At 55.1% G+C, this 14,368-nt stretch carries 14 protein-coding genes; 6 read left to right on the top strand and 8 right to left on the bottom strand.

Annotated elements, in window-relative coordinates:
* Positions 1-198: 198 nt before the first annotated feature.
* From trpE to trpC, 5 genes are all read left to right on the top strand, one after another.
* Positions 199-1,716, top strand: coding sequence for an anthranilate synthase component I (gene trpE, locus ACJJH9_RS17875; protein WP_444923552.1), 1,518 nt, complete (start codon positions 199-201; stop codon positions 1,714-1,716).
* Positions 1,703-2,563, top strand: coding sequence for an ion transporter (locus ACJJH9_RS17870; protein ID WP_252084365.1), 861 nt, complete (start codon positions 1,703-1,705; stop codon positions 2,561-2,563). The genes trpE and ACJJH9_RS17870 overlap by 14 nt, the downstream gene beginning before the upstream one ends.
* The gene (locus ACJJH9_RS17865; RefSeq protein ID WP_444887925.1) at positions 2,563-3,141 is read left to right on the top strand and encodes an anthranilate synthase component II; all 579 of its coding nucleotides are present in this window, start codon (positions 2,563-2,565) and stop codon (positions 3,139-3,141) included. Before ACJJH9_RS17870 ends, ACJJH9_RS17865 begins: the two co-directional genes overlap by 1 nt.
* A 73-nt stretch (positions 3,142-3,214) precedes the next feature.
* Positions 3,215-4,264 carry an anthranilate phosphoribosyltransferase gene (trpD, locus tag ACJJH9_RS17860; protein WP_444923551.1) on the top strand — a complete coding sequence of 350 codons (1,050 nt, stop codon included), beginning with the start codon at positions 3,215-3,217 and terminating at the stop codon, positions 4,262-4,264.
* Entirely contained in the window at positions 4,258-5,055 is a 798-nt protein-coding gene (gene trpC, locus ACJJH9_RS17855; protein WP_444925234.1) for an indole-3-glycerol phosphate synthase TrpC, read from the top strand. The genes trpD and trpC overlap by 7 nt, the downstream gene beginning before the upstream one ends.
* 111 nt (positions 5,056-5,166) lie before the next feature.
* On the opposite strand, the gene crp is transcribed toward trpC, so the two are convergent.
* Positions 5,167-5,817, bottom strand: coding sequence for a cAMP-activated global transcriptional regulator CRP (crp, locus tag ACJJH9_RS17850; protein WP_051089460.1), 651 nt, complete (start codon positions 5,815-5,817; stop codon positions 5,167-5,169).
* 301 nt (positions 5,818-6,118) lie between these two features.
* Here crp and ACJJH9_RS17845 point away from each other — a divergent pair, with 301 nt between their 5' ends.
* Complete coding sequence (locus ACJJH9_RS17845; protein ID WP_444923550.1) at positions 6,119-6,526, top strand: OsmC family protein; 408 nt, start codon at positions 6,119-6,121, stop codon at positions 6,524-6,526.
* 84 nt (positions 6,527-6,610) lie between these two features.
* Here ACJJH9_RS17845 and coq7 read toward each other — a convergent pair whose 3' ends face one another.
* The 7 genes from coq7 to prmA all read right to left on the bottom strand — a co-directional run bounded on the left by coq7 (position 6,611) and on the right by prmA (position 14,296).
* Positions 6,611-7,255 carry a 2-polyprenyl-3-methyl-6-methoxy-1,4-benzoquinone monooxygenase gene (gene coq7 / locus ACJJH9_RS17840; protein ID WP_444923549.1) on the bottom strand — a complete coding sequence of 215 codons (645 nt, stop codon included), beginning with the start codon at positions 7,253-7,255 and terminating at the stop codon, positions 6,611-6,613.
* A 55-nt stretch (positions 7,256-7,310) separates the two neighbouring features.
* Positions 7,311-8,609: a phosphoribosylamine--glycine ligase gene (gene purD / locus ACJJH9_RS17835; protein WP_444923548.1), complete on the bottom strand. Its 1,299-nt coding sequence runs from the start codon at positions 8,607-8,609 to the stop codon at positions 7,311-7,313.
* A gap of 213 nt (positions 8,610-8,822) precedes the next feature.
* Positions 8,823-10,394 (bottom strand): bifunctional phosphoribosylaminoimidazolecarboxamide formyltransferase/IMP cyclohydrolase, encoded by a 1,572-nt coding sequence (gene purH / locus ACJJH9_RS17830; protein ID WP_444923547.1) that lies wholly within the window; start codon positions 10,392-10,394, stop codon positions 8,823-8,825.
* A gap of 148 nt (positions 10,395-10,542) precedes the next feature.
* Entirely contained in the window at positions 10,543-10,851 is a 309-nt protein-coding gene (gene fis, locus ACJJH9_RS17825; protein WP_152451046.1) for a DNA-binding transcriptional regulator Fis, read from the bottom strand.
* On the bottom strand, positions 10,848-11,786 hold the full coding sequence (dusB, locus tag ACJJH9_RS17820; protein WP_444925233.1) for a tRNA dihydrouridine synthase DusB: 939 nt from the start codon (positions 11,784-11,786) through the stop codon (positions 10,848-10,850). Before dusB ends, fis begins: the two co-directional genes overlap by 4 nt.
* A 248-nt stretch (positions 11,787-12,034) precedes the next feature.
* Positions 12,035-13,339: a DUF3426 domain-containing protein gene (locus ACJJH9_RS17815; protein WP_444923546.1), complete on the bottom strand. Its 1,305-nt coding sequence runs from the start codon at positions 13,337-13,339 to the stop codon at positions 12,035-12,037.
* Between the two features lie 75 nt (positions 13,340-13,414).
* On the bottom strand, positions 13,415-14,296 hold the full coding sequence (prmA, locus tag ACJJH9_RS17810) for a 50S ribosomal protein L11 methyltransferase (protein WP_444883653.1): 882 nt from the start codon (positions 14,294-14,296) through the stop codon (positions 13,415-13,417).
* Between the last annotated feature and the right edge of the window lie 72 nt (positions 14,297-14,368).

Below are 14,368 nucleotides of genomic sequence, written 5' to 3'. Positions count from 1 at the left end.
CATACGGGATTTGTAAACTTGTGCGCCTGCACAGAGGGAATTTCCGTGAATCACACTATCCCCACATCCAGCAGTTGGCGATGGCGCCACTGATCCGCTGAGGCCAACTGGTCAACAATACCGTTCGGCCACCTCTCCCGTGGGCGCCGCCTATACTTTGGCGCCAACAAGAAAAATACCCAATAGATCGGAGTCTCTATGACCCCTAGTGAATACGCCCAACTTGTGTCTGAGGGCTATAACCGTATACCGCTAGTGCGCCGTGTGCTGGCGGATATTGAAACCCCCCTGTCCACTTATCTGAAACTTGCCGAAGGTCGCTACAGTTACCTGCTGGAGTCGGTACAGGGCGGGGAGAAATGGGGGCGCTACTCCATCATTGGATTGCCCGCCAGAACTCTGCTCCGGGTGCGTGGCAACGAGGTTACGGTGGAGTGTGACGGGGCGGTGATAGAAAGTTATACCGAGCGCGACCCGCTGGCATTTGTTGAGCAGTTCCAGCAGCGCTATCGGGTACCGGAACTTGCCAATTTGCCGCGTTTTAATGGTGGCTTGGTTGGGTATTTTGGCTATGACTGTGTGCGTTATATTGAACCGCGCTTAGCGCACAGTATACCGCAGGATAGCCTGGGTAATCCGGATATCCTGCTGATGGTCAGTGATGAGCTGGTGGTGTTCGACAACCTCGCCGGTGCGGTTATCTTTATTGTGCATGCGGACCCTTCCCAGGCCGATGCCTATGAGCGGGCCCAGCAGCGTCTGGATCAACTGGTGGAAAGGTTGGCCCGGCCTTTACCGGATACAGTGCCTCTGGACCTGGATGGCAAGGGAATCGAGGAGGGTGCTTTTCACTCCCACTTTGGTGAGAAAAATTTCAAGAAGGCCGTTGATAGGGTAAAGGAATATGTCCTCGCCGGTGATGTTATGCAGGTGGTGCCATCTCAGCGCTTGTCGGCTCCTTTCGATGCCCCGCCACTGAATTTTTATCGCGCCCTTCGCAGCCTGAACCCCTCGCCCTATATGTATTTCCTCGACCTGGGGGATCACCAGGTTGTGGGCTCCAGTCCAGAGATTCTGGTACGCCTGGAAGAGGGTGAGATGACTGTGCGTCCGCTAGCAGGCACCCGTCGTCGCGGTACTTCCGAGGAGGAGGATAAAGCCCTGGAGCAGGAGCTATTGGCAGACCCGAAAGAGTGTGCCGAGCACCTGATGTTGATCGATCTGGGGCGCAATGATGTGGGCCGTGTAGCGGCGACTGGCAGCGTGCGGGTCACTGAGCAGATGGTGGTGGAACGCTACTCCCATGTGATGCATATCACCTCCAATGTCACCGGTCAGTTGCGGGAGGGACTCACCGGTATGGATGCCCTACGCGCGGCGCTTCCGGCCGGCACTTTATCCGGGGCGCCAAAGATCCGCGCTATGGAAATTATTGATGAATTGGAACCAGAGAAGCGCGGTATCTATGGTGGTGCGGTGGGTTACTTGGCCTGGAATGGCAATATGGATACAGCCATCGCAATTCGCACCGCAGTTATTAAGGACGGACAGTTATTTATCCAGGCCGGTGCCGGCCTGGTGGCCGATTCAGACCCCCAATCCGAGTGGGATGAGACCATGAATAAGGCTAGGGCGTTGTTCCGTGCAGCGGGCATGGCTCTGGCGAGTAGTTGTAAAGAAGTAGAAGTAAAGATCGAACAAAATGAGCGAAGCTAGTATTTCTCAAAAAGTATCTCTTGCCGCCCGTTGTCAACAGATAGTCGAAGCTCCCCTGTTTAATCAGGTGATCATTGGCATGATCCTGGTTAATGCACTGGCGGTAGGACTGGAGACTTCAATATGGGTGATGGAGCGTTTTGGTACTGCATTGGGCGTTGTTAACCAATTGGTACTGACTGCTTTTATTTTAGAGGCAGCGATAAAAATAACTTCGCACGGATCGCGCCCCTGGCGTTATTTTGCCAGCGGCTGGAACTGCTTCGATTTCACCATCATCGCCTTAAGCTTGATTCCCGCCACAGGGCCCCTAGCAACACTCGCGCGCCTGGTACGGATCCTGCGGGTGTTGCGCCTGGTTTCTGCCTTCCCTGAACTACGTACTCTGGTGGATACACTGTTGCGCAGCTTGCCGAGCATGATGCACATCGCAATCTTGATGGGAATTATCTTTTATATCTATGGTGTGGCGGGCTACTTTCTCTTTCATGAGATAGACCCAACCCATTGGCGCAATCTGCCGATAGCCCTGTTGAGTCTGTTCCGTATAGTGACCTTCGAGGATTGGACCGACATTATGTATACCGCCATGGATGCAATGCCCTGGGCCTGGCTCTACTTTGTCAGCTTCGTGGTCATGGGCGCCTTTGTCATGATTAACCTGTTTATTGGCGTGGTGCTCAATAATCTGGAGGAGGCCAAGTTGCGTCGGATGGATGAAATGTGTCTGCCACCCAGTCAAACTGAAATACTGCGCGAATTGCGCTCAACCCAGGCGGCGCTCGCACGACTGCAAAAGCGCATGGAAGCAACTACCGATACTGCACAGGCTATGGGGGCCAAGTAATGATTTTGATGATCGATAACTACGATTCCTTTACCTGGAATGTGGTGCAGTACCTTGAGGAGCTGGGCGCTGAGGTTGTGGTCAAGCGTAATGACGAAATTACCCTTGAGGACATAGAGCAGTTGGCCCCGGCGAAAATTGTGATTTCACCAGGGCCCTGCACACCCAATGAGGCAGGAATTTCCCTGGAGACGATTCGTCATTTCGCCGGGCGTATCCCCATTTTGGGTATTTGCCTTGGTCACCAGAGTATCGGCCAGGTTTTTGGTGGTCGCGTCGTACGTGCCGGCCAGGTTATGCACGGTAAAACATCGCCTATAGTGCACAACAACCTGGGAGTGTTTCACGGCCTATCCAATCCTTTCGAGGCCACCCGTTATCACTCCCTGGTGGTGGAAAAGGGCAGCTTGCCTGAATGCCTGGAAATTACCGCCTGGACGGAGACGCCTGACGGCGAGATTGATGAAATTATGGGGCTGCGCCACCGGGAATTACCGATAGAGGGCGTGCAGTTTCATCCAGAGTCCATTCTCACCATGCATGGCCACGATATGTTGAAGAATTTTCTCGAGTCCTGATGCGAAGGGCAAAACGCGGGGCAGTTAATTACGCTTCGCACCAATCAATACTGAGCGGGACAAGGGGGGCACAATGAATATACAAAATGCTATCGCCAAGCTGGTGGATGGAGAGCATTTGAGCCGTGAGGAGATGCGTGAGACTGTAGGCCAAATCATGCGCGGTGAAGCCCTGGAAGCGCAGATAGGGGCCCTGCTGATCGCGTTGCGCATTCGCGGTGAAACTGTCGACGAGATCGTCGGTGCGGTGGAAACCATGCGCGCACTGGCCACTAAGGTTGAACTCGATCTTGAGAATACCGTAGACATCGTCGGCACCGGCGGAGATGGCGCAAATCTATTTAATGTATCCAGTGCCAGTAGTTTTGTTGCAGCTGCAGCTGGGGCCAGGGTGGCCAAACACGGCAACCGCTCGGTGTCTTCTAGTAGTGGCTCCGCTGATCTACTCGAACGCGCCGGGGTTTATCTGGATTTAAGCGCGGAGCAAATGGCCCGCTGTGTGGAAACGCTCGGTATCGGCTTTATGTTTGCGCCCAGTTTCCATAGCGCCGTTCGTCATGTAGGCCCAGCGCGCAAAGCACTGGGGCTGCGCACTATTTTTAATCTGCTCGGCCCCATGACCAACCCCGCCGGAGTTAAGCGCAAGGTTATTGGTGTTTATGAGAAACGCTACTGTCGTTTGTTGGCTGAAGTCCTGCAACGACTTGGTTCTGAGCACGTGCTGGTCCTGCACAGCGATGACGGCCTCGACGAAGCCAGTATCGCCGCGGATACTTTTGCGGTGGAATTGAAAGATGGTGTTATTAGTGAGTTTACTCTCTGCCCGGAAGCCTTTGGTCTGCCCCGCCAGAGTCTGGATGGCTTGATTGTTGCGGGTGCCGCAGAGTCTCTATCCTTGATTCGCGATGCATTGGGTAAATGTGAAACTGAGGCAGGGAAAAAAGCTGCAGATATTATCGCCCTGAATGCCGGCCTGGCCATTTATGTCAGCGGCACCGCAAATACGGCAGAGCAGGGTGTCGCCATGGCGCATGACGCCATCGATAGCGGTTTGGCCGCAGAAAAAATCAATGACCTGGCAGCCTTTACCAGCGCCTTTCGCCCCGAGGAAGTGAAATCGTGAGCACACCGACCATTTTGAAAACTATTATCGAGCGCAAGTGGCAGGAAGTGGCGGAGCGCAAATCTCAATGCAGTCTGGAAGAAATACGTCTGAGCGCGCAGGACCAACTACCGGCGCGGGGATTTGTCGCGGCATTGGAATACAAAATCGCCGAGGGTGAAGCCGCAGTGATTGCGGAAATCAAAAAGGCCTCCCCCAGTAAGGGGGTGATTCGCGAGGACTTTCTTCCCGCAGAAATTGCGACCAGTTATGAGAGAGGTGGCGCGGCATGCTTATCGGTACTCACCGATAGGGATTTTTTCCAGGGCGATGACAGTTATTTGCAGCAGGCGCGCAACGCGGTTCGTCTACCGGTTTTGCGTAAGGACTTTACCGTGGACCCTTACCAGGTGTTTGAGGCGCGCGCTATTGGAGCTGACTGCATCCTGCTCATTGCCGCCTGCCTGGAAGATCAGCAAATGCAGGAACTCAATGGTTTGGCCCTGGAACTGGGATTGGATGTGCTGGTGGAAGTGCACAATCGCGCAGAGCTGGAGAGGGCATTGGCTCTCCCCAACCGTCTAATTGGAATTAACAATCGTAATCTGCACACCTTTGAGGTGCAGCTGGAGAACACTTTTAAACTGCTCAATCTGATTCCCAAGGACCGCATTGTTGTAACAGAAAGCGGTATCCACACGACGGATGATGTCGCGGCCATGCGCGGGCACAGTGTCGATGCATTTTTGGTTGGCGAGGCTTTTATGCGCGAGGAAGAACCGGGACGAAAATTGATGGAGATGTTTAACTGATGCTAGTGGGGTTTTTAGAAAGTTAGCTAGATAAAATCACAGACACAAAAAAGGGCGATTGATTACATCGCCCTTTTTTGTGTCTGTGATATTTGACTCTGGGACAGGTATTTAACGGGTGCCGTAAACCACCATGGTTTTACCTTTGACCGATACCAAGCCCTGCTCTTCCAGGGTTTTCAGCACGCGCCCAACCATCTCACGGGAACATCCGACAATACGGCCAATTTCCTGGCGAGTGATCTTGATTTGCATGCCTTCTGGATGGGTCATCGCATCGGGCTCATTACACAGGTCCAAAAGGGTGCGCGCCACACGACCGGTAACATCAAGGAAGGCTAGATCGCCGACTTTTCGGGTGGTATTGCGCAGGCGCCCTGCCATTTGTGTGGCTAGAGCGAACAGGAATTCTGGGTGTTGACGAGTCAGTTCCTGGAATTTGGTGTAGGAGATTTCCGCAACCTCACACTCGGTTTTGGTGCGCACCCAGGCGCTGCGGGTGTCCTGATCAAACAGCCCCATTTCACCGAAAAAGTCCCCGTCGTTTAGATAGGCTACGATCATTTCGCGGCCCTCGTCGTCTTCGATTAAGACGGTGACTGAACCGCGCATAATGAAATAGAGGGACTCACAGCGGTCGCCGGCATAGATAATCGTGCTCTTGGCCGGATAGCGTCGCCGGTGGCAGTGGGCCAGAAAGTCTTCAATATTGCCGATAGTCATGGGGTCTTCGATAGCAACCGTCACGGATTTATTCCTCATTTTTTGTCTCGTGCTCTATCCCGGCTTTAGCAGCTGAGCACTATTGAATTATCGCGCGAAAAAACAGTCCCCAACAGAGGTTGGTCGCGGCAAAGTTCCGCAGTGTGACCTGTGACACTCTGGCGCGGGTGCGATTGGACTGCAAGCGGGCTATTGCGTTCACTAACGAAGGGGGAAACTTCAATAGTGAACATTTCGCGCGGAGGTGTTGTGGACACTATACCGGAAATACTCTGCCTGTCAGGATAATCTTGTACTCTGTGCTAAGCTTCGCGGCTTGAATTTCAGCGGGAGAATGGCAATGCAGGGCAAGGTAACCTGGGTTAATGATTTGACCTTCATCGGCGAAGCCGGCAGTGGTAATTCGGTAGTGATGGAAGGGGGGCGCACTAATAACGGTGTGCGCCCGATGGAGATGATCCTCCTCGGAGTTGGTGGCTGTGCAGCCTATGATGTGGTTTCCATTTTACAGAAGGCGCGCCAGGATATTATTTCCTGTCATTGCGAATTGAATGGCGTTCGCCCGGATACCACCCCATCACCTTTTGAGCGAATTGAAATGGAATTTGTTGTGCGAGGCCGGGGAATAAAAGAATCCCATGTAGCCCGCGCTGTGGAGCTATCTGCAGAGAAATATTGCTCTGCTTCAATTATGTTGCGCAATGCGGGAGTGGAGATTGTGCATCGCTATCGAGTAGAAGAGATCTGAGCATACTCAGATAAAGAAAAGGCCTGCTCAAAAGCGGTTGCTTTTAGCGGGCCAGTCAATTTTTACGAACCGGTTATTAATATTTTAAATTTTGTAACTGGCTGAGGTCATCACCTTGGCTACCAGAGACATAGCGCCTTTCACCGGTGCTGGGAAACGTTTGCCTCCGGCGGCTAGCGCGGCATGAGCGTGTTCGCTCTCATCGACCAGCATTTGCTCCACTACGGCGCGACTGCGTTTGTCCTGGGCTGGAAGCTTCTGCAGGTGACTCTCCAGGTGTTCGCAGACCCTTTCTTCTGTCGCTGCCACAAATCCCAGACTGATGCGATCGCTGATTTTGCCGGCGGTGGCGCCCAGTCCAAATGACAATCCATACCAGAGTGGATTGAGCAGGCTTGGGCGGCTGTCCAGTTCTTTGAGGCGCTGCTCACACCAAGCCAGGTGGTCGATCTCCTCATCCGCAGCGCGCTCCATTTCACCGCGTACCTCGGGCAGTTTTGCTGTAAGTGCCTGGCCTTGGTAGAGGGCCTGAGCACAGACTTCGCCGCTGTGGTTGACCCGCATCAGACCGGCTGCGTGCTTGCGCTCGGTATCGCTGAGCTCGGCCTCCGCTTCGCCTTTGGCCGGAGATGGGCGCCCGTGACAGGGCTCGCCGGGACTCAGAGTGCGCAGGGCGCGGTCAGCCTGGATCAGCAGGTGATCGAGGCCACTCAAATTGCGTTCACTCATGTTTAAGACTTCCTCTGTATGGCGGTAGTCAGCCCTACCGCCATTCTGGGTAAAACTACTTATCGCTACTAGTCTGTTCTCTTTCGATCGCGCGATAACCGATATCTTTCCGGTAAAAGACCCCTTCCCAATAGATGGCGCGGGCAGCTTCATAGGCATTGGCCTGAGCTTCGGCGACAGTGTCGCCCAATGCGGTGGCGCAGAGTACGCGGCCGCCATTGGTGACCACACGTTCGCCGTCCAGGGCAGTACCAGCGTGGAAAACTTTGGCATTATCGCCGTCAGCTTTCTCAAGCCCACTAATAGCATCGCCCTTGCGGTAACTGCCAGGGTAGCCGTGTGCGGCCAGTACCACCCCAAGTGATGGGCGCGGGTCCCATTCAGCCGTCACGCTATCGAGCTTTTTGTCCAGTGCGGCAAGGCACAGATCCACCAGGTCGGATTTCAGACGCATCATAATAGGCTGGGTTTCGGGGTCGCCGAAGCGGCAGTTGTACTCGATCACTCTGGGAGCACCCTGCGGATCGATCATCAGGCCAGCGTATAGAAACCCGGTATATGGCGTACCCTCAGCGGCGAGGCCTGTTACTGTGGGTTCAATCACTTCTTGCATAATGCGCTGATAAACACTGTCGGTCACTACCGGTGCCGGGGAGTAGGCACCCATGCCGCCGGTATTGGGGCCAGTATCGCCGTCACTGACGCGTTTGTGGTCCTGGCTGGTGGCCATGGGTAGGATATTCTCCCCATCTACCATAACGATAAAGCTCGCTTCTTCACCCTGCAGGAATTCCTCGATCACTACTCGGCAGCCAGCGTCGCCAAAGGCATTGCCGGAGAGCATATCGCGCACAGCCAGCTCGGCCTGTTGCTCGGTCTCGGCGACGATGACGCCTTTACCAGCGGCGAGGCCATCGGCTTTGACTACGATGGGTGCTCCGCGCTCACGAATATATTCGATGGCTGGTTCAACTTCGGTGAAATTGCGATAAGCGGCGGTGGGAATTTTGTGGCGCTCAAGGAAATCCTTGGTGAAAGCCTTGGAGCCTTCCAGCTGTGCAGCGCCTTTGCTGGGGCCAAAGATGGCGAGGCCTCGCCCGTTAAAGAAATCTACGATGCCATCAACTAGTGGCGCCTCGGGGCCGACGATAGTGAGTTCCACGCCGTTTTCCTCGGCGAAGTCCGCCAATGCGGGGAAGTTGTCGACACCGATGGCCAGATTCTGCACTTTGCCTTCGCGGGCGGTGCCGGCATTGCCTGGTGCTACAAACACAGTACCCACTTTTGGGTTTTGCGCGGCTTTCCACGCTAGGGCGTGCTCGCGGCCACCTGAGCCGATGATTAATACATTCATTCTTAAATCCCCCTAAGTCGACCACTTGGGTCCATTGGACAGGTATCAGGTGCGCTAGTTTAGCGCGGAATCGTTGCAGGTGGTGTTACACGCCTGCAATAGGCGCCTCTTTGATAGTGGGCGCTGGGAACTACTCGATAACAGTGACGCAGAGGATGCGTCACTGTCACGAGTCTCCTTGAAGCGAGAGAGTGCTTCGTGGAGAGTGCCGGTTTAGTGGCGGAAGTGGCGCATGCCGGTAAAGACCATGGCCATATTGTGCTCATCCGCTGCGGCGATCACTTCCTCATCGCGCATGGAGCCACCAGGCTGGATAACCGCCTGGATGCCGACAGCGGCGGCGTTATCAATACCATCGCGGAAGGGGAAGAAAGCGTCGGAGGCCATCACGGACCCTGCAACGGCGAGGCCGGCATGCTCGGCCTTGATCGCGGCGATACGCGCGGAGTTTACGCGGCTCATCTGGCCTGCGCCTACACCGACAGTGCGACCGTCTTTGCCGTATACGATGGCATTGGATTTTACGAACTTGGCCACTTTCCAGGTAAACAACAGATCGCGGATTTCTTCTTCAGTGGGCTGGTGCTTGGAGACTACTTTCAGGTCGGCAGCGGTGATCAGGCCGTCGTCGCGGTCCTGAACCAGCAGGCCGCCATTAACGCGCTTGTAATCCAGTGCCGGGGTGCGCTCGTTGCTCCACTGGCCGCATACCAGCAAGCGCAGATTCTTCTTCTCGGCAACGGCCTGTTTTGCCTCTTCAGAGACTGACGGTGCGATGATGACTTCAACAAACTGTCGCTCGACGATCGCACGGGCAGTGGCGCCATCCAGCTCGCGGTTGAAGGCGATGATACCGCCAAAGGCGGATTCGCTGTCGGTAGCGAAAGCCAGGTCGTAGGCCTTGTGAATATCTTCAGCGATTGCCACACCACAGGGGTTGGCGTGTTTAACGATTACGCAAGCGGGTTGCTCGAAGGACTTAACACACTCCAACGCGGCATCCGTATCGGCGATATTGTTGTAGGACAGCTCTTTACCCTGCAGCTGGGTGGCAGTGGAAATGCTGGCCTCAGCTGGGTTGGCTTCGGTGTAGAAAGCGGATTTCTGGTGCGGGTTCTCACCGTAGCGCAGATCCAGTTTCTTGATAAATTGGCTGTTGTAGGTGCGTGGGAACAGCTGCTTTTCTTCGCCTTTAATGGCGCCCAGGTAATTGGCGATAGCGCCGTCATAGCCCGCCGTGTGCTCGAAGGCTTTTACCGCCAGGTCAAAGCGGCTGGCGTGGCTCAGGGCACCATCGTTAGCTTTCATTTCCTCAATGATGTTGCCGTAATCACTGGCATTGACCACGATAGTGACATCTTTGTGGTTCTTGGCGGCAGCGCGAACCATGGTGGGGCCGCCGATATCGATATTCTCGATAGCGTCTTCGAGTGAACAGTCAGGCTTGGCTACGGTTTGAGCGAAAGGGTAGAGGTTGACCACAACCATATCGATGGGGGTGATACCGTGCTTGCCCATGATGGCGTCATCGGTGCCTCGGCGCCCCAAAATACCGCCGTGTACCTTCGGATGCAGCGTCTTGACGCGACCGTCCATCATCTCGGGGAAGCCGGTATAGTCGGAAACTTCTACGACTGGAATCCCGGCTTCTTTGAGCTGGCGGTGGGTGCCGCCGGTGGAGAGGATCTCTACGCCCATTGCGGAGAGCTGTTGGGCGAACTCTACGATGCCACTCTTGTCAGAGACACTAATTAAAGCGCGGCGGATGGAAACCTTGTCTGTCATTGCACTAGATCCAACTGGTTTTCGGAAAAGATATTTAAAGGGTTTATGCGGGTTGTCCTCTGCGGCAACGTATAAAATTGCTGCCGGGAAAATAGCGAAGGGGGATGAGTTACCTCATCCCCCTTCAGAATTTCTCTCGGTGGAAAGCTTACAGCAGGCCGTAGCGCTTCAGCTTCTTGCGCAGAGTACCACGGTTGAGACCCAGTAATTGCGCGGCGCGGGTCTGGTTGTGGCGAGTATATTTCATCACCACTTCGAGCATGGGCGCTTCGATCTCCGACAGCACCATGTCATAGACATCGGTAACCATCTGGCCATCCAGGTGGCGGAAATAGTTCTCCATCGCGTGCTCAACGGCATCGCGCAGGGACTGTTGTTGCGGCTGTGCCAGCTGCGTCTGCCCCCTGGAGGATACTTCTTCGCTGCCAGTATCCGGAATCAATACTTCATTATTCATGCCGCTTGTGCCCCTCTCGTTATTCGGCGTTCAAACCACTCGTGAACGCTGGCATGTTGTACTTCTGCGCTCTCTATTTGGAAAAAGGTCTTGCGGAAGGACTCGCTGTCCGCGAGTGTCTTCAAGTACCAGCCCACGTGTTTGCGGGCGATACGGACCCCCATCACCTCACCGTAGAATCGGTGCAGTTCACCCAAGTGGGTGAGCAGTATTTTTTTCACTTCGTCCAATGTTGGTTCGGGCAGCCGCTCGCCGGTGGCGAGGTAGTGGGCTATCTCCCGAAAAATCCAAGGTCGTCCTTGTGCGGCACGGCCAATCATGACCGCCGCAGCACCAGTGTAATTGAGCACCTCGCGGGCTCTATCGGCACTGGTTATGTCACCGTTGGCAAAAACTGGGATTGCTACTCTGGATACAATATCGGCAATGGTATCGAATTCAGCCTGTCCGTGGTAGCCGCAGGCTCGAGTGCGGCCGTGAACCGCCAAAGCAGCGATACCAGCATCCTCGGCCATTTGAGCAACGGTGACGCCATTACGGGAATCCGTACACCAGCCGGTGCGGATCTTAAGCGTCACCGGGACGGAGACAGACTGGACCACGGCCTGCAATATATCCGCAACCAGCTTTTCATCCCGCAGCAGGGCGGAGCCCGCCGCTTTCTTACACACTTTTTTTGCCGGGCAGCCCATATTTATATCAATGATTTGCGCGCCGCGACGCACGTTCTCCCGAGCGGCCTGAGCCATCATCTCGGGATCACCACCGGCAATTTGTACCGATATGGGAGCTGCCTCACCACCGTGGTCCAGACGCAGTCGTGACTTGCGGCTATTCCACAGACGCGTGTCTGAGGTCACCATCTCCGATACCACCAGCCCGGCGCCGAGTTGGCGACACAGTTGACGGAAGGGGCGATCAGTAACTCCGGCCATTGGCGCCAAGATTACCGGGTTGTCGATAATGTAGGGGCCTATAGCAATAGACACGGTAGCTCCGTTTGGGCTTTGGAAGGGCGTTCTGGGCCCAGGCAAAAAGGCCGCCTATGATAACGACTGCCCCGGCGTTGGCAAAGCGAAAAAGCGGGCAAATTGATCGATCCCTGTGCGTTTAGCTTGCAGAGTGGTCAATTTTAGTGGCTTTGTACGCCAGGGTGGCCAATGTCTTGACGCTCAAACCTTCCTCAAGGAGCGATTTTCATCTCGTAGTTCACCGCCTCGGCCCCTGGATCGACCACCTCAATGGCAATGTGAATAGGGCTGCCCTGGGGCATTAGCTTGCGCCCAGCCAACTCCCCTTGTAAATACTCTTGGGGACTAAAGCGGCGACTCGCTACCGCTTTATTTTTCAGGTCGCTGAAATTTAACAGCAAATTGGGAAACGCCTGGGGGTAGGGTGCTGTATTTAGAAGCACAGCGTCCACAATCAGAGCGCCCTCCAACTGGGGATGGCTGCGCACCATCAGGTTGGAGGCCTGGATCGCTCTGGCATCGCGTAATGGGGGGAGAGCACAGCCGAATAGTGGGCAGGCCACAGCGTAAATTTTGCGCCATGGTTGCTGCTTGCTGAGACGGTCGAACTGAAAGTAGCCCACTTGAACCAACAGTAAAATTACCAAAGCTGGCAAGAGAAGTCGCCACAGCCAGGGGCTCACCGCTTTCTTCGATGGCGTCGCACCCCAGCTCATTTCCAGCGGGGCAGGTTGAATGGCGGAGATCAGCTGTTCGCGAGCGGGCTCGGCCTGCGGCTCAGGAGTGTCCTCAGCTTCTGTGGCAAAGTAAGGCTCCCTGCGTTGACCACTTGCCTCAGGCTGGGATATAGGGAATATCTCTTCGGAGCTAGGGGGCGTCTCGGATGTTGATTTTAGATCGCTGGGCTCTGTGGCAGTTGTTTGCGCCTCCAGGGGCTGTTCCCAGGGATCCAGGTCATTGAGGCTATCGTTTTTAAGGGTGGTGTCCCGATTGTCATAATCGGTGTCAACCCTATTGCCTGTAGTACTGTTATCGAAGTCGGGTACATCGTCCCAATCCGGTTTGAGTACCGACTCTAGGTCTTCCTCCTGGGTTTCCTCGTGGTGGTTTTCTTCTTGTAGCTCCTGCCACTCGTTATCGCCAAATGCGTCACCAATGAGGCTCTCGGAATTCGCTGGTGGTGCTTCAGGCTGGGTGTCTTCTGCGGGTTCCCCGGCTTCAAAATCGATGGGAGGCTTCTTTGCATTGGCGCTGTTGGGGGCTGCCTTATCCGCATCCGCCGGATCGTCGTCTTCCAGCTCGATATCGTCATGAATCAGGAAGTCATCGTCTTCCAGAAGAGTTTCCAGATCACTGCGTGTGTCGGGGCCATTGTCATTAAAGACAATGTTCTCATCTGCACGGAAAACTTGCAGGCAGGAACCACAGCGCACAGCGCCACGGGCAGCGCGCAGCTGCTGGTCATTAACGTGAAATGAGGTGCTGCAATGGGGGCAGCGGGTTACCAGTTGAGACATTCGACTATGGCGCAGTTTATTTTGCGCTCAAGTTTATCAGTCTGCCCGGTCCCCGCGTAGTACTGGCTAGCGTATTTAGCGAATACGGGTACCACTCAGGCGTACCCAACCCTCGTGCTCCGCATCCTCATCGAAATCGATCTGGTCTGAGTAGGCAGTTTTTACTTGTTCGGCCTGGGAGGCGAGGATACCGGACAGGCAGATACGCCCGCCGATTTTGGTCAGCGCAATCAGCTGCTTGGAGAGCTCTACCAATGGGCCGGCAAGGATATTGGCTAGCATGAGATCGGCGGCTTCCTGAGGCATTTGTTCTGGCAAATAGACTGGGAAGCGCTGCGGGTCTATGCCGTTGCGCACCGCGTTGTCGCGACTGGCAATCAGAGCCTGTGGATCGATATCGGTCCCCATGGCGCATTTGGCTCCGAGTAGCAAGGCGCCGATGCCAAGGATGCCGGAACCACAGCCAAAGTCGATGGCGCTCTTATCCTGCAAGGGCTCTTGTGCCAGCCAACGCAAGCACAGGTAGGTCGTGGGGTGGGTGCCGGTGCCGAAGGCGAGTCCAGGGTCCAGTAGCAGGTTGACCGCCTCCGGTTGAGGCGGCTCGCACCAGCTGGGGCAGATCCACAAGTTGTCGCCGCACTGAATGGGTTTATAGTGAGACATCCACTCGCGTTCCCAGTCTTTATCCTCAAGTTGGTCCCAGCGGGCATTGGGTAGGAGTTCGCAAAGGAAGGAAGCGGCTTTGGCCTCAGTGACAGCAGTGTCGACCTCGGCATCGAACAGACCGGTAACCCGTGTTTGATCCCACAGGGGTACTTCGCCGAGTCCGGGTTCGAGAATGGGTTGGTCTGCGTTGTCTTGCAGGGTAACGGATACGGCACCGGCAAAAAGCAGTGCATTTTCAATTTTGTCCGCTTGGGCACGATCGGTGTCGACGCGGAGTTGTAGCCAGGGCATAGGGATTCCGTGGTGAGTAACTGCTATTGGGTGGAGTGGCCACCCTACTTTTGCGATGTCCGCCGCCATCCC

It is taken from the genome of Microbulbifer mixtoriginis (SeqCode) (genome assembly GCF_052466715.1).
This window is presented reverse-complemented; position numbering and strand designations above follow the sequence as displayed.